Annotated in this window: 15 protein-coding genes and 1 tRNA gene; 11 read left to right on the plus strand and 5 right to left on the minus strand. The window is 64.8% G+C overall.

Translation table 11 applies throughout. The features are described 5' to 3' along the window. A partial coding sequence (gene ettA, locus B3T59_RS06800; RefSeq protein WP_287001828.1) for an energy-dependent translational throttle protein EttA occupies positions 1 to 1,406 on the minus strand: 1,406 nt, incomplete at its 3' end. A 321-nt stretch (positions 1,407 to 1,727) separates the two neighbouring features. Here ettA and B3T59_RS06805 point away from each other — a divergent pair. Further along, positions 1,728 to 2,585, plus strand: a complete 858-nt coding sequence (locus B3T59_RS06805) for a formylglycine-generating enzyme family protein (protein ID WP_197500799.1) — start codon at positions 1,728 to 1,730, stop codon at positions 2,583 to 2,585. A 55-nt stretch (positions 2,586 to 2,640) separates the two neighbouring features. On the opposite strand, the gene ssb is transcribed toward B3T59_RS06805, so the two are convergent. Continuing rightward, positions 2,641 to 3,081: a single-stranded DNA-binding protein gene (ssb, locus tag B3T59_RS06810; protein ID WP_005207768.1), complete on the minus strand. Its 441-nt coding sequence runs from the start codon at positions 3,079 to 3,081 to the stop codon at positions 2,641 to 2,643. Positions 3,082 to 3,301: 220 nt separating this feature from the next. Between ssb and B3T59_RS06815 the strand changes: the two genes are divergently transcribed. Continuing rightward, positions 3,302 to 3,378, plus strand: a tRNA-Arg gene (locus B3T59_RS06815). 106 nt (positions 3,379 to 3,484) lie between these two features. On the opposite strand, the gene B3T59_RS06820 is transcribed toward B3T59_RS06815, so the two are convergent. Then, on the minus strand, positions 3,485 to 3,985 hold the full coding sequence (locus tag B3T59_RS06820) for a hypothetical protein (protein WP_005207769.1): 501 nt from the start codon (positions 3,983 to 3,985) through the stop codon (positions 3,485 to 3,487). 111 nt (positions 3,986 to 4,096) lie between these two features. Continuing rightward, positions 4,097 to 5,131 carry a linear amide C-N hydrolase gene (locus B3T59_RS06825; RefSeq protein WP_005207770.1) on the minus strand — a complete coding sequence of 345 codons (1,035 nt, stop codon included), beginning with the start codon at positions 5,129 to 5,131 and terminating at the stop codon, positions 4,097 to 4,099. Between the two features lie 655 nt (positions 5,132 to 5,786). On the opposite strand from B3T59_RS06825, the gene B3T59_RS06830 reads away from it, so the two are divergent. Further along, on the plus strand, positions 5,787 to 6,311 hold the full coding sequence (locus tag B3T59_RS06830; RefSeq protein ID WP_005207771.1) for a GNAT family N-acetyltransferase: 525 nt from the start codon (positions 5,787 to 5,789) through the stop codon (positions 6,309 to 6,311). Positions 6,312 to 6,338: 27 nt separating this feature from the next. Here B3T59_RS06830 and B3T59_RS06835 read toward each other — a convergent pair whose 3' ends face one another. Beyond that, positions 6,339 to 7,586 carry a uracil-xanthine permease family protein gene (locus B3T59_RS06835; protein ID WP_039856549.1) on the minus strand — a complete coding sequence of 416 codons (1,248 nt, stop codon included), beginning with the start codon at positions 7,584 to 7,586 and terminating at the stop codon, positions 6,339 to 6,341. A gap of 325 nt (positions 7,587 to 7,911) precedes the next feature. Here B3T59_RS06835 and B3T59_RS06840 point away from each other — a divergent pair, with 325 nt between their 5' ends. From B3T59_RS06840 to B3T59_RS06875, 8 genes are all read left to right on the plus strand, one after another. Further along, positions 7,912 to 8,049: a hypothetical protein gene (locus B3T59_RS06840; protein WP_156527355.1), complete on the plus strand. Its 138-nt coding sequence runs from the start codon at positions 7,912 to 7,914 to the stop codon at positions 8,047 to 8,049. Positions 8,050 to 8,155: 106 nt separating this feature from the next. Continuing rightward, positions 8,156 to 9,868 (plus strand): ABC transporter ATP-binding protein, encoded by a 1,713-nt coding sequence (locus B3T59_RS06845; RefSeq protein ID WP_064862091.1) that lies wholly within the window; start codon positions 8,156 to 8,158, stop codon positions 9,866 to 9,868. Between the two features lie 119 nt (positions 9,869 to 9,987). Then, positions 9,988 to 10,572, plus strand: coding sequence for a PadR family transcriptional regulator (locus B3T59_RS06850; protein WP_039856536.1), 585 nt, complete (start codon positions 9,988 to 9,990; stop codon positions 10,570 to 10,572). Between the two features lie 41 nt (positions 10,573 to 10,613). Further along, entirely contained in the window at positions 10,614 to 12,692 is a 2,079-nt protein-coding gene (locus B3T59_RS06855) for an NADPH-dependent 2,4-dienoyl-CoA reductase (protein ID WP_064864765.1), read from the plus strand. A 100-nt stretch (positions 12,693 to 12,792) separates the two neighbouring features. After that, a complete protein-coding gene (locus B3T59_RS06860) occupies positions 12,793 to 13,302 on the plus strand; it encodes a nitroreductase/quinone reductase family protein (RefSeq protein ID WP_005207782.1) in 510 nt (169 codons plus the stop codon). Between the two features lie 54 nt (positions 13,303 to 13,356). Beyond that, a complete protein-coding gene (cmrA, locus tag B3T59_RS06865) occupies positions 13,357 to 14,175 on the plus strand; it encodes a mycolate reductase (protein ID WP_005207783.1) in 819 nt (272 codons plus the stop codon). Between the two features lie 7 nt (positions 14,176 to 14,182). Continuing rightward, positions 14,183 to 14,758: a peptide deformylase gene (gene def / locus B3T59_RS06870; protein WP_005207784.1), complete on the plus strand. Its 576-nt coding sequence runs from the start codon at positions 14,183 to 14,185 to the stop codon at positions 14,756 to 14,758. Positions 14,759 to 14,888: 130 nt separating this feature from the next. After that, the gene (locus tag B3T59_RS06875) at positions 14,889 to 15,539 is read left to right on the plus strand and encodes a hypothetical protein (protein ID WP_005207785.1); all 651 of its coding nucleotides are present in this window, start codon (positions 14,889 to 14,891) and stop codon (positions 15,537 to 15,539) included. Positions 15,540 to 15,558: the final 19 nt, after the last annotated feature.

Below are 15,558 nucleotides of genomic sequence, written 5' to 3' on the forward strand. Positions count from 1 at the left end.
TCGACGTCGAGGTCGTTGGTCGGCTCGTCGAGCAGGATCAGGTTGCCGCCCTCTTTGAGCGTCAACGCCAGGTTGAGGCGGTTGCGCTCACCACCGGAGAGCACCTCTGCCCGCTTCTGCTGATCGGGACCCTTGAAGCCGAAGGCGCTGACGTACGCACGCGAGGGCATCTCGTTCTGGCCGACCTCGATGTAGTCGTTGCCGTCGGAGACGACCTCCCACACGTTCTTCTTCGGGTCGATGTTGGCGCGGTTCTGGTCGACGTAGCTGAGCTTGACCGTATCGCCGACCTTCACCGAGCCGGAGTCGGGCTCCTCGAGTCCGACGATGGTCTTGAACAGCGTCGTCTTACCCACACCGTTGGGTCCGATGACACCGACGATTCCGTTGCGCGGCAACGTGAACGACAGATCCTTGATCAGCACGCGACCGTCGAAGCCCTTGTCGAGGTTGGCGACCTCGACCACCACGTCACCCAGACGCGGCGGCGTCGGGATCTGGATCTCCTCGAAGTCGAGCTTGCGCGTCTTCTCGGCCTCCGCTGCCATCTCCTCGTACCGCGAGAGGCGGGCCTTGTTCTTCGTCTGACGGGCCTTGGCGCCCGAACGGACCCAAGCGAGCTCTTCCTTGAGCCGCTTCTGCAGCTTCTGGTCCTTCTTGCCCTGGACCTCGAGACGCTCGGCCTTCTTCTCCAGGTAGGTGGAGTAGTTGCCCTCGTACGGGTGCAGCTTGCCGCGGTCGACCTCACAGATCCATTCGGCCACATGGTCGAGGAAGTAGCGATCGTGCGTCACCGCGAGGACTGCGCCGGGGTACGACGCCAGGAACTGCTCGAGCCACAGCACGCTCTCGGCGTCGAGGTGGTTGGTCGGCTCATCGAGCAGCAGCAGGTCGGGCTTGGACAGCAGCAGCTTGCACAACGCGACGCGACGGCGCTCACCACCCGAGAGGTGGGTGACAGGGGAATCGCCGGGCGGGCAGCGCAGTGCGTCCATGGCCTGGTCGATCTGCGAGTCGAGGTCCCAGGCGTCGGCGTTGTCGAGGTCTTCCTGGAGCTTGCCCATCTCCTCCATGAGTTCGTCGGAGTAGTCGGTGGCGAGCAGTTCGGCGATCTCGTTGAAGCGGTCGAGCTTCTGCTTGATCTCGCCCATCCCCTCCTCGACGTTCTGCTTGACCGTCTTCTCCTCGTTGAGGGGCGGCTCCTGCAACAGAATGCCGACGGTGGCCTCCGGGTCGAGGAATGCCTCGCCGTTCGACGGCTGGTCGATTCCCGCCATGATCTTGAGGATCGACGACTTACCGGCACCGTTGGGACCGACGACGCCGATCTTGGCGCCCGGGTAGAAGGACATGGTGACGTCGTCGAGAATGACCTTGTCACCGTGCGCCTTGCGCACCTTCTTCATCGTGTAAATAAACTCGCCAGCCACGTAATGTCCTCACCTGCGGTTTTGTGGTCATCTGCGCTCGAGCTCCGATACCGGAGAGTGCATGCGGGGTATCGCCCTCCGGCGACACGGCAGGCTCTCGGCGCAACGTCGCGTACCACTCTATCGACGTGGCGCGACACTCTCCCACATGGCCGTGATCGAGTCGGACCCGCCCGCCCGCGAACACGGCGCCGCGATCGCCGCAGACGTGCGAACACGATCACTGGCACCATCGAGAGGGTGACCGCCTCTGCGCCGCTGACCGAGCTTGTCGAGCTCACCGGCGGCGTCTTCTGTATGGGTTCGGATCGCTTCTACCCCGAGGAACGTCCCGCACATGAGCGTCGCGTCGGCGCTTTCGCGATCGAACGGCATCCGGTGACCAATGCGCAGTACGCGGCGTTCGTCAGCGACACCGGGTACGTGACCGTTGCCGAGAGCGACATCGACCCCGTCGATTTCCCCGGCTCCGACCCAGCGATGCTCGTTCCGGGTGCCCTTGTCTTCACACCGACGGCCGGCCCCGTCGACCTCACCGACTGGCGAGCGTGGTGGCGATGGCAGCCGGGAGCGTCGTGGCGTCACCCGCTCGGACCCGCGACCGACATCGTCGGGCACGACGACCACCCCGTCACCCAGATCGCGTACGCCGACGCCGTCGCCTACGCCGCGTGGGCGGGCCGTCGACTCCCCACCGAAGCCGAGTGGGAGTACGCCGCACGTGGCGGCGTCGTCGGACACGAGTACGCGTGGGGCGACGAGTTGCACCCCGAGGGTGAGATTCTCGCCAACACGTGGATCGGCAACTTCCCGTACGCGAGCGACGGCTGGAGCGGAACGTCGAGGGTGGGGAGCTATCCACCGAACGGCTTCGGACTCCTCGACATGATCGGCAACGTCTGGGAGCGCACGTCGGACGTCTTCACTCCGCGCCACGTCCCGCCCGATCTTGCGACGGTCTCCCCCGACGGTCGGCCGGACCTCTTGACGCCCACCACATCTCCACAGGTCACGCGTGTCACGAAGGGCGGCTCGCACCTGTGCTCACCGCAGTACTGCCGACGCTACCGACCCGCCGCCCGCTCTCCACAATCCGACGACTCGGCGACGTCGCACCTCGGATTCCGTTGCGCCGCAGACGTTATCGCCTCATGACGAGTCCCGCCCCGATGAACACACCCCTCCCGCATTCACCGTGGCGACCACTCGGTCACGCCGCAGCGCCAGCCGCATCGTCGGGTGCGGCGACGCCCGACGCTTGCGTATCCGCAGACTGAGGAGCCGCGACATCGCCGCGACCGCGGTACTCGACGACGCAGCGTGCGAGGTCGAGGCCGACCGAGTCGGCGATCATCTCCAGCTCCGTGCGCGATTCGCCGCCGCTGGTCGTGTAGCTGTTCGTGTGAATTGCCCCGTGCACGATGACCGGCCGCCCCTTCTCGACCGCGGACGCCACGCCCGCGACCAGCCGCCGCCAGCACGAGACGGTCAGGAACAAGCTGTTCCCGTCGATCCACTCGCCTGTTGCGCGGTCTCGTCGACGCGTGTTGCTGGCCATGCGGAACGAGATCACCTCGTCGCCGTTCGCCATGCGGTTGCGCCTGGGGTCGGAGATCACTCGGCCCACGATCGTCGAATACGTTTCGTACATTTGCTCCGCTCCTGCCGTGAGGTGCCATCCGCTGCAGGCACCGAGTTTCCGAACTCGGGCTGAGATGGCTGACTGTGAGCATTCCGGAGAACAAGCTCCCGACACCGAGCGCGAGACCAAGCTGTGGACAGGACTCCGCCTGTGGATACGGCCAACGTCACCGAATACGGCCGAAGTCAGGGCACCCGGCTCGCTGCCGTACACTCTGCGTGTCGGTTTCGCCTCCGTAGCTCAGGTGGATAGAGCAAGGGCCTTCTAATCCCTAGGTCGCAGGTTCGAGTCCTGCCGGGGGCACCAGTCACATCCTTGCCGGCCTCCGGCCGGTGTGCGCCCACTCGAGTGGTTTGAGAGAGATTCACGCGGGCGCACCGAAGACCGCTCATCACGCCGTCGGGCACGGTCATCAGCAAGATTCGAGCGTCCACACCGGTTGCGCGAACAGCGGTGCGGGCAGCAATCTGATGCTCTCCGGCGACGCCTTCACCAGCACGAGTTGCCCGCCGACTGGCGTCACCGATCGAATGCTGTCGCGCCGCAACAACACCGTCGACGCCGGCGTGTCGACGCGCAGGAACTCATCGTCGGCGCCCGCTCCCCATGTGGCGCCCGGGGCGAGGATCTTGCGGTTCTGGACGTGGCCAGCGATCAGCGCGGCGCCGATCCATGCAACCGAGCACACGAGGAACACGCTCACACCGATCAGCAGTCCCAAGGACCACCCGCTGCCCGTCGCAATACACACCGCGGCAAAGATCGTCGCGAAGACCGCGGCTATACCGACAGTGCGCGCCCAGAGGCGAGGCGCTGCGAGCGACGACAATGTGGCGCGTCGGGCGTCGCCTTGCCGCGCGGTCCATTCGATCTGAATCGGAGGCAGATTGCCTGCACCATTTGTCGGACTCATCCGACGAGCTTGTCATGGCACCACTGTTGGCATCGAGAAGCGCTGGCCTGCGACACCGAAATCGATCACGCCGATGGACGAGTGCCCATCGGCGTGATCGATTCCAGTGGGTTATGCCGTTGCCTTCTGCCCCTTCTCGGCGTCCTCCAACTGCTTGAGAAGCGCGAAGGACAGGAACGTCATCGGACCCTTGTCTTCGAAATGCTCGTTCACGTTGCCTGCGATCCCGCCCTCGAGAGAGAGCTTGCTGAGCAGATCCAGCTTGAGTTGCGGAGCGCCTTCGGAAAGGTCCAGATCAGCGATATCAACCCACACGATGTTCGGCCGAGTGGTGGAGTCGTACACGAATCGCCCGTTGGTGAGATCGCTGACTGTCTGCCAAATCGTTTGTGAGGCATCGGGTTTGCCGGGATCGGGGATACGGAAGGGCTGCGCGGCATTGCGGATCACGCTGAACATGCCCGCGATGGCCTCGAGTTGACTCGCCGGCTTCGGCAGACGGCTCGCGTAGTACGCGGCACGCGCAAAGCGGTGCTCGGCGAGGGTGTCGCCGGGGAGTGGCGCGTCGCCCCCGAGGCCCTCCCACCTCTTCAGCAGTTCGAGTTGCTGATCGTAGGTGGGTGAATTGGTCATCACGTGGTAGGACCGATCGTGATACACCTTGGCGTGACCGTCGAGGTACTCGATGATCACGGAGTCGCCGGTCTTGTCGTCGAGTGCGAGGTGAATCGCGGGCGGTTTGCCGCCGGTGGGGTCGGGCATCTGGATGACCTGCACATCGGTGCTGTTGATCCATTCAACGGCCTCGTCCACGGTGGCGAAGTTGTCGAGGAAGTACTGCAGCCACACCGCCTGACTCAGCGCCGGCCGTGATTCATCACGGGTCCCATAGGTCGATTCGGCCAGCCACAGGATGTGGCCCGCCAACCCCGCCTCGTTGAGACCGTCGACGGAAATGATGTCGTAGGCCGCGGCGATGACACTGCCGTACTTCGACGTCCACGTCAGCTTGCCCTCCACGCCGTCGTCTCGAGAAATACCCTTGGGCTGAGTCCAGAGGTTGGTCATCAGATCTTTGTGAAAATCCATGTTGCGTCCGACGAGAACTGCTCCCGCGGCATCTGGCCAAATCACTCGGGTGCACATTGTGAAACCACCACTTTCAATAGGAAGAGACTGCCTGACCTACAAACAAGCGTGGGCCATATCCTTTACTTTAAGCTGGGTATGCTGGATTCTGTGCCGTATCAGGCACGTCTTGTCACCATTCGGTGGCAATGCGTCCCGAATTGTGCTGTTGTCAGGACCTTGGTCCCAGATATCGACGACCGATGAGTGTCCGTGGCAGAGTCTGGCGATGAGTCTCCTCACGTCCGCATCCAACCAGATGAGGTCGTAGGCAAGTCCAGAAAAGGGCCGAATGTCCCTATCGCCGAACATATTTCGACGATCAGCTCGTCGGTACGGGCCTCGACTCGTCACGTTCAATGCCATGGTTTGCGACCAGATGAGCGTGAATCCGTAACCACTGTGGACCATGTAAATCGACGACTTGCGCTCATTGCTAAATTCGCGACATCAGTGTGTGGAAAACACGTCGAATGAGCGCAATTCCGCGTCGAGGCCACGTAGGGCGGGCGGATTCGCGCCAGGCTTTTACCGTGCCTTGTCAGTCACTTTGTTACCTATCGCCAAGGCGCGGAGGGCGTCGATTCTCTCGCGAGATCTGGCGATCTGCTCGACCGGCCGATCCTGCCGAGTCCAGTTGCCCGCCACCCATCGCTGATAGCGTCATCAACTGATGTCTGAGCACACCCCCGGCACCCAGTGGCACACCCGTAGCGAGACCCCGGCCGACGTACCGACCGTTCGAGAGGTCACCCTCGCCGCGTTTCCGTCCGCGGAGGAAGCCGAGATCCTCGACGGCTTACGGCGTGACCCCGCCTGGATTGACGGACTGTCGATCGTCGTCACCGACGAGACGGGACGTGTCGTGGGGCATGGCGTCGCGACCCGAGGCTACGTCGACGACTCTCCGGTCCTGGGATTGGGGCCGGTGTCGGTGCTGCCGCAATTCCAGAACCGCGGTGCGGGCAGCGCCGTCAACCGTGCACTTCTCGAGGCCGCAAGGCAGATGGGTGAACCACACGTCGTCGTGCTCGGGCACGAAGACTACTACCCGCGATTCGGGTTCGAACGCGCATCGACACACGGGATCACCGTTCCATTCGACGCCCCTGACGATGCCGTCATGGCCCTGACACTCGACGAGACCAAGCCGCTTCCGACCGGAGTCATGCACTACGCCGCGCCGTTCGGCGTGTGAATCATCCTGGAGAACAACACCTCTCAGCTAAGCGCCGCGCGCTCCCGCAGTTCCGCGCCACCCACCGATGAGGTGGATCGTGTGATAGATGAGCAGCGCGCAGACCGCACCGATCGCGATGCCGCCGAAGCTCACGTCGCCGATGGTCCAACTGAAGTCCGCGATGGCGATGATCAGTGGAATAGCGGCGGTGAACTGGTTGATCGGGCGGGAGAAGTCGACGCGGTTGGTCACCCAGATGTGCACACCGATGATCGCGACGAGGCCATAGAGCGCCGTGGTGATGCCTCCGAGGACCCCGGAGGGAACCGACGCGATCACGGCACCGATCTTCGGGCACAGCCCCAGGATGATCGCCGCAGCAGCAGCGACCCAGTACGCCGCCGTCGAATACACCTTGGTCGCGGCCATGACACCGATGTTCTCGGCATATGTCGTGGTCGCCGACCCTCCGCCCGAACCCGCGATTATCGTCGACAGTCCGTCGGCGAACAACGCTCTGCCCATCCGGTCGTCGAAGTTCGCTCCGGTCATCATCGCCACGGATTTCACGTGTCCGATGTTCTCGACCACCAGCACGAGTACCACGGGTAAGAACGTCGGGATCACCGAGAGGTGGAAGGTCGGGGTCTGGAAATCGGGCAGGCCGATCCAACTCGCAGCGTGGATGGCGCTCGTGTCGACCTCGTTGCGGATCAACGCCACCACATAGCCGATCACCACACTCAATACGATGGCCAGTCGTCCGAGCAGTCCGCGCAGGAACGCGATCGATAAGACCAGCAACACCAGCACGATCGTCGCGGTCACCGGCTGCTTCTCGAAGTTCGCCTTTGCCGATGGCGCAAGGTTCAGGCCGATCAACGCCACGATCGTTCCGGTGACGATCGGGGGCATCACGAGGTCGATCCATCGGACGCCCGCGAAGTGCACGATGACGCCGATCAACGCGAGCAATGCACCCACAACGACGATTCCGCCGAGCGCAGACGATTGCCCGTTCGACGCCGTCGCCGCGAGCACCGGCGCGATGATCGCGAAGCTCGAACCGAGATAGCTCGGCAGCCGGTTACCGGTGATGATGAGGAACAGTGCGGTACCGATCCCGGAGAAGAGCAGCGTTGTGGCAGGCGGGAATCCGGTGAGCACGGGTACGAGGAACGTCGAGCCGAACATGGCGACGACATGCTGCAGGCCGATACTCACCGTCTTGGGCCACGACAGCCGCTCCCCCGGTCCGACAACGTCGTCGACGTCGACGCGTGTCCATCCCATGTTGTCGGCCAGTCGTCGCGACGTCGTGGTGGCGCCGGAGCCCCCGCGCTCGCTCCCTCCACCGTTGTCGCCGTCGCCATCACGAGTTTCGTCGTTACGCACGAGAATCAGTCTGCGGGATCGCAGAGCGCGACGCCGGGTTACCGACATACCGAGACTGGCGACCGCGCATACCCGGGCCCCGAGCCGATCGGTAACCCACTGTCGGACAGCACTTTTGCGTTGACAGCCGCCTCCCAGCGTCGCCGCAGGGCGCGGTCAGCGAAGCTCCATAGTGTTCTCCTCGTCGGCAACGCCGCCGGCAGGTAGTCACGAAGGAGATCCCATGCCTATCAACACCCCTCCGCAGCAGAACAACAACGGCCCGCGCCAGGCCCCTGCCCCGCAGCCGCCGCGTCGCCGTCGTCGCCAGCGCTTCTGGAATGCACGCGCGCACCGCTGGGACTGGCGCTGGGTCTACTGACCTTCCGGCCCATGGGAGCCGACACGGACGTCCGACGCCGCCATGAGCGCCATCGACGCCCGAGTCGGCTCCTGTTCTCATGCCTACCGACACAGAAGGACGTCCGATGAACGCGCGACAAGCTTTTCGACGCTTCTCTCCCGCAGTACGAGGCGAGGCCAGACGATTCGCCCTCGCGGGAACCCTGCTCGGCATCGCTGCGGCATGCGAGGTGGTTGCCGTCTTCGTGCTCGCAGATGTCATCGACGGCGCGCTCGACTCGAACAGCGTCACCACGTTTGCACGCCTTGCGCTCCTCTGGCTCCTCATCACGGCAATCTCCTGCGGCGGAGACTATTTCGGTCAGGTCGTGTCCGTGGGCATCTCCGAACGCGTCGTGTTACGGCTGCGTGATCAACTCTTCGACCACGTCCAGCGCCTTCACCCCGTCCAGCATCGACGGCTGGGCCTGGGCAATCTCGTCACCCGGCACACCGGCGACCTCGAAGCGGTCGAGTACCTGATCGGGACAGGCGTGATGCAGTTCGTGATCGCGCTGGCCCACACCATCGGCTTGGTCGTCGCCGCACTCATCATGAGCTGGCAGGTCGCGCTCGTCGCGCTGGCCGCAGTCCCGGCGCTGTGGGGTCTGTCCGCATTCTTCGCCCGTCGGCAGGAACGCGTCACCCGCGACGAACGAGGCGCCAACAGCGACATCGCCGACTCCGTCGAAACCGCACTCCTCGGCCACGAGACGGCCGTCGCCTACAACCAGCAGGGGCGCGAACACGCTCGACTCCACCGGCACGGGGTCACCTGGATGAGCGCCCGCCTTGCGCAGACCCGCGTCGAGGCCGGACTGGGCGGCATCTTGAGCTTCGGGCAGGTCGTCGTCACGTTGGCCATCGCGATCGTGGGCGTCTGGCAGGTACGCCAGGGCCAGCTCAGCGTCGGCGGGCTGCTGGCCCTCACCGGCTATCTCGGGATGCTCTATCCCAAGATGCAGGAGCTGGCCGACATCCGGATCGCCATCGCGTCCGCGGTGATCAGCGCCGAGCGTGTTGCCGAGGTCCTCGACGTCGCACCCGTCGAACGCGTCGAACTCGCTGACATCCCCGCGACCGTTCGATCACCACTACGCCCGACGACGCCGGTCGGCATCGCGCTGCGCGACGTCACCCTGGCGCGCGAGCACCAGACGGTCCTCGACGCCGTTGACCTCGACCTCGCGCCGGGGACCATCACCGCACTGATCGGACCGAGCGGCGTCGGAAAGTCGACGCTGGCGTCGCTGCTGTGCCGATTCGAACATCCCGACTCCGGGAACCTGACCATCGGCGACGTCGATTACGACGACCTGACCGGCCGCTGGATTCGCGATCACATCACGTTGCTTCCCCAGCAGCCGATCATCAAGGGCGCCAGCATCTCCGACAACATCGCCTACGGCCGGCCGGCCGCGACTCGCGAAGAAATCATCGCCGCCGCGGTGGCCGCCGACGCCGACGAGTTCATCCGCAGATTGCCCGACGGCTACGACGCCCGGCTCGACGACGGCGGCCTCACGCTCTCCGGTGGTCAACGGCAACGTATCGCGATCGCCCGTGCGATGCTCCGGAACACTCCGGCGCTCATCCTCGACGAACCGACGTCGGGTCTCGACGCCGCGACCACGAGCCGAATCCTCGACCCCCTCCGGCGGCTTGCCGACGGGCGCACCACGCTGCTCATCACGCACGACACTCGGGTCACCGCGATCGCCGACCGCATCATCGAACTCCGCGACGGGCATCTCTACGACCTGAGCCGGTGGATGGAACCGGAGAACGCTCCGGCGTGACGCGATAGTGCACACGCATCCGACCTGTATGTACGCGGGAAATACACTCGGCCGGTTATGCAACAAGAACCCTATGCACACTATTGCATAGTGCGTAGGTGCATTGGTACGGTCGAGTCGTGGCACTCGAACACGCGATCATGGTGTCGCTCTCCGAACGCCCGGGCACCGGCTACGAGATCGGCAGGCAATTCGACCGGTCGATCGGCTACTTCTGGTCGGCGACGCACCAGCAGATCTATCGCACACTGGGCAAGCTCCACGCCGAGGGCATGGTGAGCTTCGAACCCGTCGCCCAGGAGGGCAGACCGGACAAGAAGGTCTACACACTCTCCGACGCGGGCCGTCAGGCACTGCGCGAGTGGGTTTCGTCGCCGACGCCCATGCAACAACTCCGCGACGACCTCGGACTCAAGATCCGAGCAGCAGAGCACGCCGACCTCACCGACGTCATCGACGAACTCCGCAGGCACCGCGCCGAACACCTTGCGCGACTGCACCTTTACCAGTCGTTCGAGAAGGACGACTACCCCGACCCGCAGGCACTGACCGGCCGCCGCCTCCATCAGTACCTGGTACTCCGCGGCGGCGTACGCATCGAAGAAGGCTTTGTCGGTTGGTGCGACGAAGTCATCACCGCGCTCGACGCCGAGCAGCGTCGAACATCCACCGCGTCGACGCCATCCGTCGGCAACGAGTCCTGACCACCAACCCACCCCATCCCCGACGACCCAGGAGAACGCAGATGTCAGCCCCATCCGCGAATACCAGCTCGAGCCAACCGAATCCGTATTATCCGCGTCTGTTCGAGCCCCTCACCGTCGGCGGGATGACGTTGCGCAATCGCATCGTCATGGGGTCGATGCACACCGGCCTCGAAGACCGCGTGTGGGACACCGACAAGCTGGGCGCCTACTACGCCGAGCGCGCACGCGGCGGTGCCGGCCTGATCATCACGGGCGGCTTCGCGGTCAGTCGCACCGGCCAGCTCCTGCCTTTCGCGGGCAAGATGACCAACGTGCTCGACGCCAAGCGGCATCAGCGCGTCACCCGCGCGGTGCACGACGCGGGCGGCAAGATTGCCATGCAACTCCTCCAGGCGGGCCGCTACGGCTACACGCCACTGAAAGTTGCTCCGGGAAGCGAGAATTCGCCCATCCACCCCTTCAAGAACCTGCCGATGCCCGAGTCGGTCATCCGGCACGTGATCCGCTCGTACGGGCAAGCCGCGAAGCTGGCGCGTCAGGCCGGCTATGACGCCGTCGAGATCATGGGCGGCGAGGGCTACCTGGTCAACCAGTTCCTGTGCCCGCACACCAACGACCGCACCGACAAGTGGGGCGGCTCCACCGAGAACCGGCAGCGCTTTCTGGTGGAGGTGATCACCGAGATCCGACGCCGCGTCCCCCGCGACTTCCCGGTCATCCTTCGGCAGTCGATCGCCGACTTCGTCAAGGGCGGACAGACCTGGGACGAGATCGCCCTCATGGCGCGCAAGGCCGAGGCGCTCGGCGTCGACGCCATCAACACCGACATCGGATGGCACGAAGCCGGCGTGCCGACCATCGTCACCTCGGTGCCACGCGCGGCGTTCGTCAAGTTCACCGAACGACTGCGCGACGAGGTCTCGATCCCGCTCATCGCGAGCAACCGCATCAACACCCCGGAGGTGGCGGAGGAGATCCTCGACCGCGGCCGCGTCGACGCGGTGTCGATGGCTCGCCCGCTCCTGTCCGATCCCGAATTCCCGGTGAAGGCCATGACCGGTCGCGCCGACGAGATCAACACCTGCATCGGCTGCAACCAGGCATGCCTCGACCACGCGTTCGTCGGGAAGAAGGTGTCGTGCCTGCTCAATCCGCGTGCCGGACGGGAAACCACGCTGACCCTCGGCGCGACGCGTCGGGCACGCAAGGTCGCCGTGATCGGCGCCGGACCGGCCGGACTGTCGGCCGCGGTCACCGCCGCACAACGCGGCCACCGGGTCGAGCTCTTCGAGGCCGGTCCGACGATCGGCGGCCAATTCTCCATCGCCGCAAGGATTCCCGGTAAAGAGGAGTTCGCCGAGACGCTGCGCTACTACACCCGGCAGCTCGAGCTCAACAACGTCCGCGTCCATCTCGAACAGCGCGTCGACGCCGAGCACATCATCGCCGAGGGCTTCGACGAGGTGATCGTCGCCACCGGCGTCACCCCACGCATACCCGACATCCCCGGTGTCGATCACCCGATGGTCATGTCGTACGCCGAGGCAGTGCTCGGCCACCGCGAGATCGGCAAGCGTGTCGCGGTGATCGGCGCGGGCGGCATCGGTTTCGACATCACCGAATTCCTCACCGTCGACGACTCACCCTCCCTCAACCTCAAGGAATGGGAACAGGAATGGGGAGTCAGCGAAGACCTCGACGTTCCCGGCTTCCTCACCACGCCCCGACCGCTTCCGGTAACCCGCGAGGTCTTCCTGGTGCAACGCAAGCGCGGCAAGCAGGGCAAGACACTCGGCAAGACCACCGGGTGGGTACATCGGGCGAGTGTGAAAATGAAAGGCGTAGAACAGATCTCGGGTGCAACCTACGACAAGATCGACGACGCCGGACTTCACCTGAGTTTTCACGATGACGACGGCTCGGTCCGTGAGACGCGCCTCCTCGAGGTCGACAACGTGGTCATCTGCGCGGGACAGGAGTCCGTCCGCGACCTCGTCGACCCGCTGACCGTGGCGGGCATCCGAACGCACGTCATCGGTGGCGCCGACCTGGCCGCCGAGCTCGACGCCAAGCGCGCGATCCGTCAGGGCACTGAGGTCGCAGCGGGTATCGAGTAAACCGCTACCAATCGATCGACACCCAGACCGATTCGACGTACGTGCAGCCGCAAAACTGAGAAGCTGTGTGGGTCGCACGTCCGTCGATCGAAGGAGTGGCATGGCGTCTCCGTTTGCCGAGCGGCGTTGGGGCTCGACGTCGAGTCCACTGCGCGGCCCGATGACCGCTCTCGCGAAGACGAGCGTCGGCTCGTGGGTGGTGCGTCGATCGGCCGGTGTCGACCGGCGTGTCCTGCATGCCTCGAAGGGGCGGTTCACCGTACTGGGGCCGATCGGGGCTCCCACGCTGCTGTTGACGACCACCGGCGCAAAGTCCGGGCTGTCGCGGACATCGCCGCTGCTCTACGCCCGCGAGGGCGACGACATCTTCGTCGTCGGGTCCAATTTCGGCCAGGAACGCCATCCCGCCTGGACGGCCAATCTCCTCGCCAACCCCGCCTGCACGGTCAACACGGCAGGCGTCGAGGTCGACGCCGTCGCGACGCTTCTCGACGGCCCCGAGCGCGAGCGGATCTACCGCCTCTTCGAGAGCGACGTCACCGACGTGTACTCGGTCTACCGCGATCGCACCGATCGCGAGATCAGGGTGTTCCGGCTCTCGGCGAGCTGACCAGCGCACAGCCACGCGACCGGTTCGCGATCGAGCCACGCCGGCGGCGCTACCATGACCGCCATGCCCATTGCGTCTCCCGTCGTGTCCGCACGCGCCGTCGTCACCGGCGCGTCCTCCGGAATCGGAATGGAACTCGCCCGCGAACTCGCCAGTCGCGGGCACTCACTGATCGTCGTGGCGCGTCGCGGGGACATCCTCGAAGAGCTCGCAGTCGAGCTGCGCACGCAACACGACGTGCAGGTCGAGGTACGACCGAGCGACCTGTCGGATCCGACTGCCGTCGAGATCCTCTCCGCAGAACTCGCCCAGCGTGAGGTCTCGGTGCTCTGCAACAACGCGGGCATCGCCACGTTCGGTCCGGTCGCCGAGCTCGATGCCGACTACGAGCGCGCCCAGGTCCGGCTCAACGTCAACGCCGTGCATGACCTGACCCTCGCGGTGCTCCCCCAGATGGTTGCTCGCGGCTCGGGCGGCATCCTCATGGTCGGTTCGGCAGCTGGCAACATGCCGATCCCCAACAACGCCACCTACGCGGCGTCGAAAGCCTTCGTGAACACTTTCAGCGAGTCGCTGCGTGGCGAGGTCGGCGGTTCGGGTGTCCACGTCACCCTGCTCGCGCCAGGACCTGTCCGTACTCAGACACCGGACCCCGAGGACGCGTCGATCGTCGACAAGATGGTGCCCGGCTTTCTGTGGCACGACAGCGCGGAGGTAGCCAAGATGAGCCTGGATGCGTTGGAGCACAACAAGATGCGCGTTGTGCCCGGAACGCTGTCGAAGGCAATGTCGGTCGCGGGCGGCTACAGTCCGCGGGCGCTCGTCGCTCCCATCGTCGGCACGTTCTACAAGCGACTCGGGCCAGAGTCCTAGGAACCCGATGCCACTCGAAGAATTGCTCCGCATCGGTACGCCGCGCCCGATCGTGCGGTGGGGCGACCCTGTCCTGCATACGCCTGCCCGTCCGGTGACCGACTTCGACGACCAGCTGCAGCATCTGATCGCCGACATGTTCGCCACCAATACCGCGGCACCGGGTGCGGGTCTTGCCGCGGCCCAGATCGGCGTCGACCTCGCGGTATTCGTGTACGACTGCGGCGACGAGACAGGCAGGCGACGTACGGGCGTGATCTGCAATCCCGAGCTCGAACTCCCCGAGGGCCGCGACAGGGAACTCGCGACGCTGGGCGAGGGATGTCTTTCGCTGCCGGGTGCCCATGAGGATCTCGCCCGTCCGAAGGTCGCGACGTGTCGAGGCGTCGACCAATTCGGCCAACCGGTCACCGTGACAGCGGGCGGGATACTCGGCCGCTGTCTACAGCACGAGACCGACCACACGCGCGGCATGGTGTTCGGCGATCGCTTGACCGCCAAGGCTCGCAAACGACTCTTCCGCGACGCCGATGAGGTTGCCGATCGGTACCCCGACGATTGGCCCGTGTCGCCAATGGTGTGACCCGGCTCGCGATGACCGGCTCTGCCCTTCACCGGGACAAATCGAGAATCTGATAGTTAGCCAAATCACACAGTGCTAGTTTCTGAGAACTTACTCACAGGTAGGTGCTGGCTCGTTCTCAGGAGGTCTCATGCGTCGCTTCACCCGTCTACGTCGGACAGTCATCACGGCCGCAACGCTATCCGCAACTGCCGCAGCCGTTTTCGCCACTTCCGTACACGCGGAGGCGGCCCCTTCGCTCTACATCAACCACAAGCACACCACGGTGACCACTCACCTCAAGAATCTCGGCGTCGACGTGGTCTTCACAACCACAGAGCGGACGAAGGCCGAGTCGATGCCACCGTTCGCACTGGAATCCACGATCCAGTCGGCGCAGACACGTGCCGCGTGGAGACTGGCCGACCTACGTGTAGCAACGCTGCAAATCAAGATGATTCCCGACGGACCAGCGACCGGAAACGCCACGCCGACGGGCCAGGGACCGATGGACGTCAAGGTCACTCAGAAGCTCAACATTCAGATCCAGCGGATCGAACCGCTTGGGATCAAGGAGTTCAATCTCGTCGGTGCTCCGTGTACGACAAGCACCCCCGCTGAACTGGTGCTGACCGGCCAGATCCCCTTCTCCGAGGACGAGGGCACCGATTTCTTCGCACCCCTCACCCTCAAGGGCGACCTGACGATCCCACCGCTGGCAGGCTGCGGCGCGCTCACACCGCTGCTCAATCCCATCGCATCCGGCCCGGGCAATGCGGTGACGGTCCAACTAGACCTGTAGCACTCAACGGTGCCGGGCG

It is taken from the genome of Gordonia sp. UBA7860 (assembly GCF_002500165.1).
GTDB classification, from domain to species: Bacteria; Actinomycetota; Actinomycetes; order Mycobacteriales; family Mycobacteriaceae; genus Gordonia; species Gordonia sputi.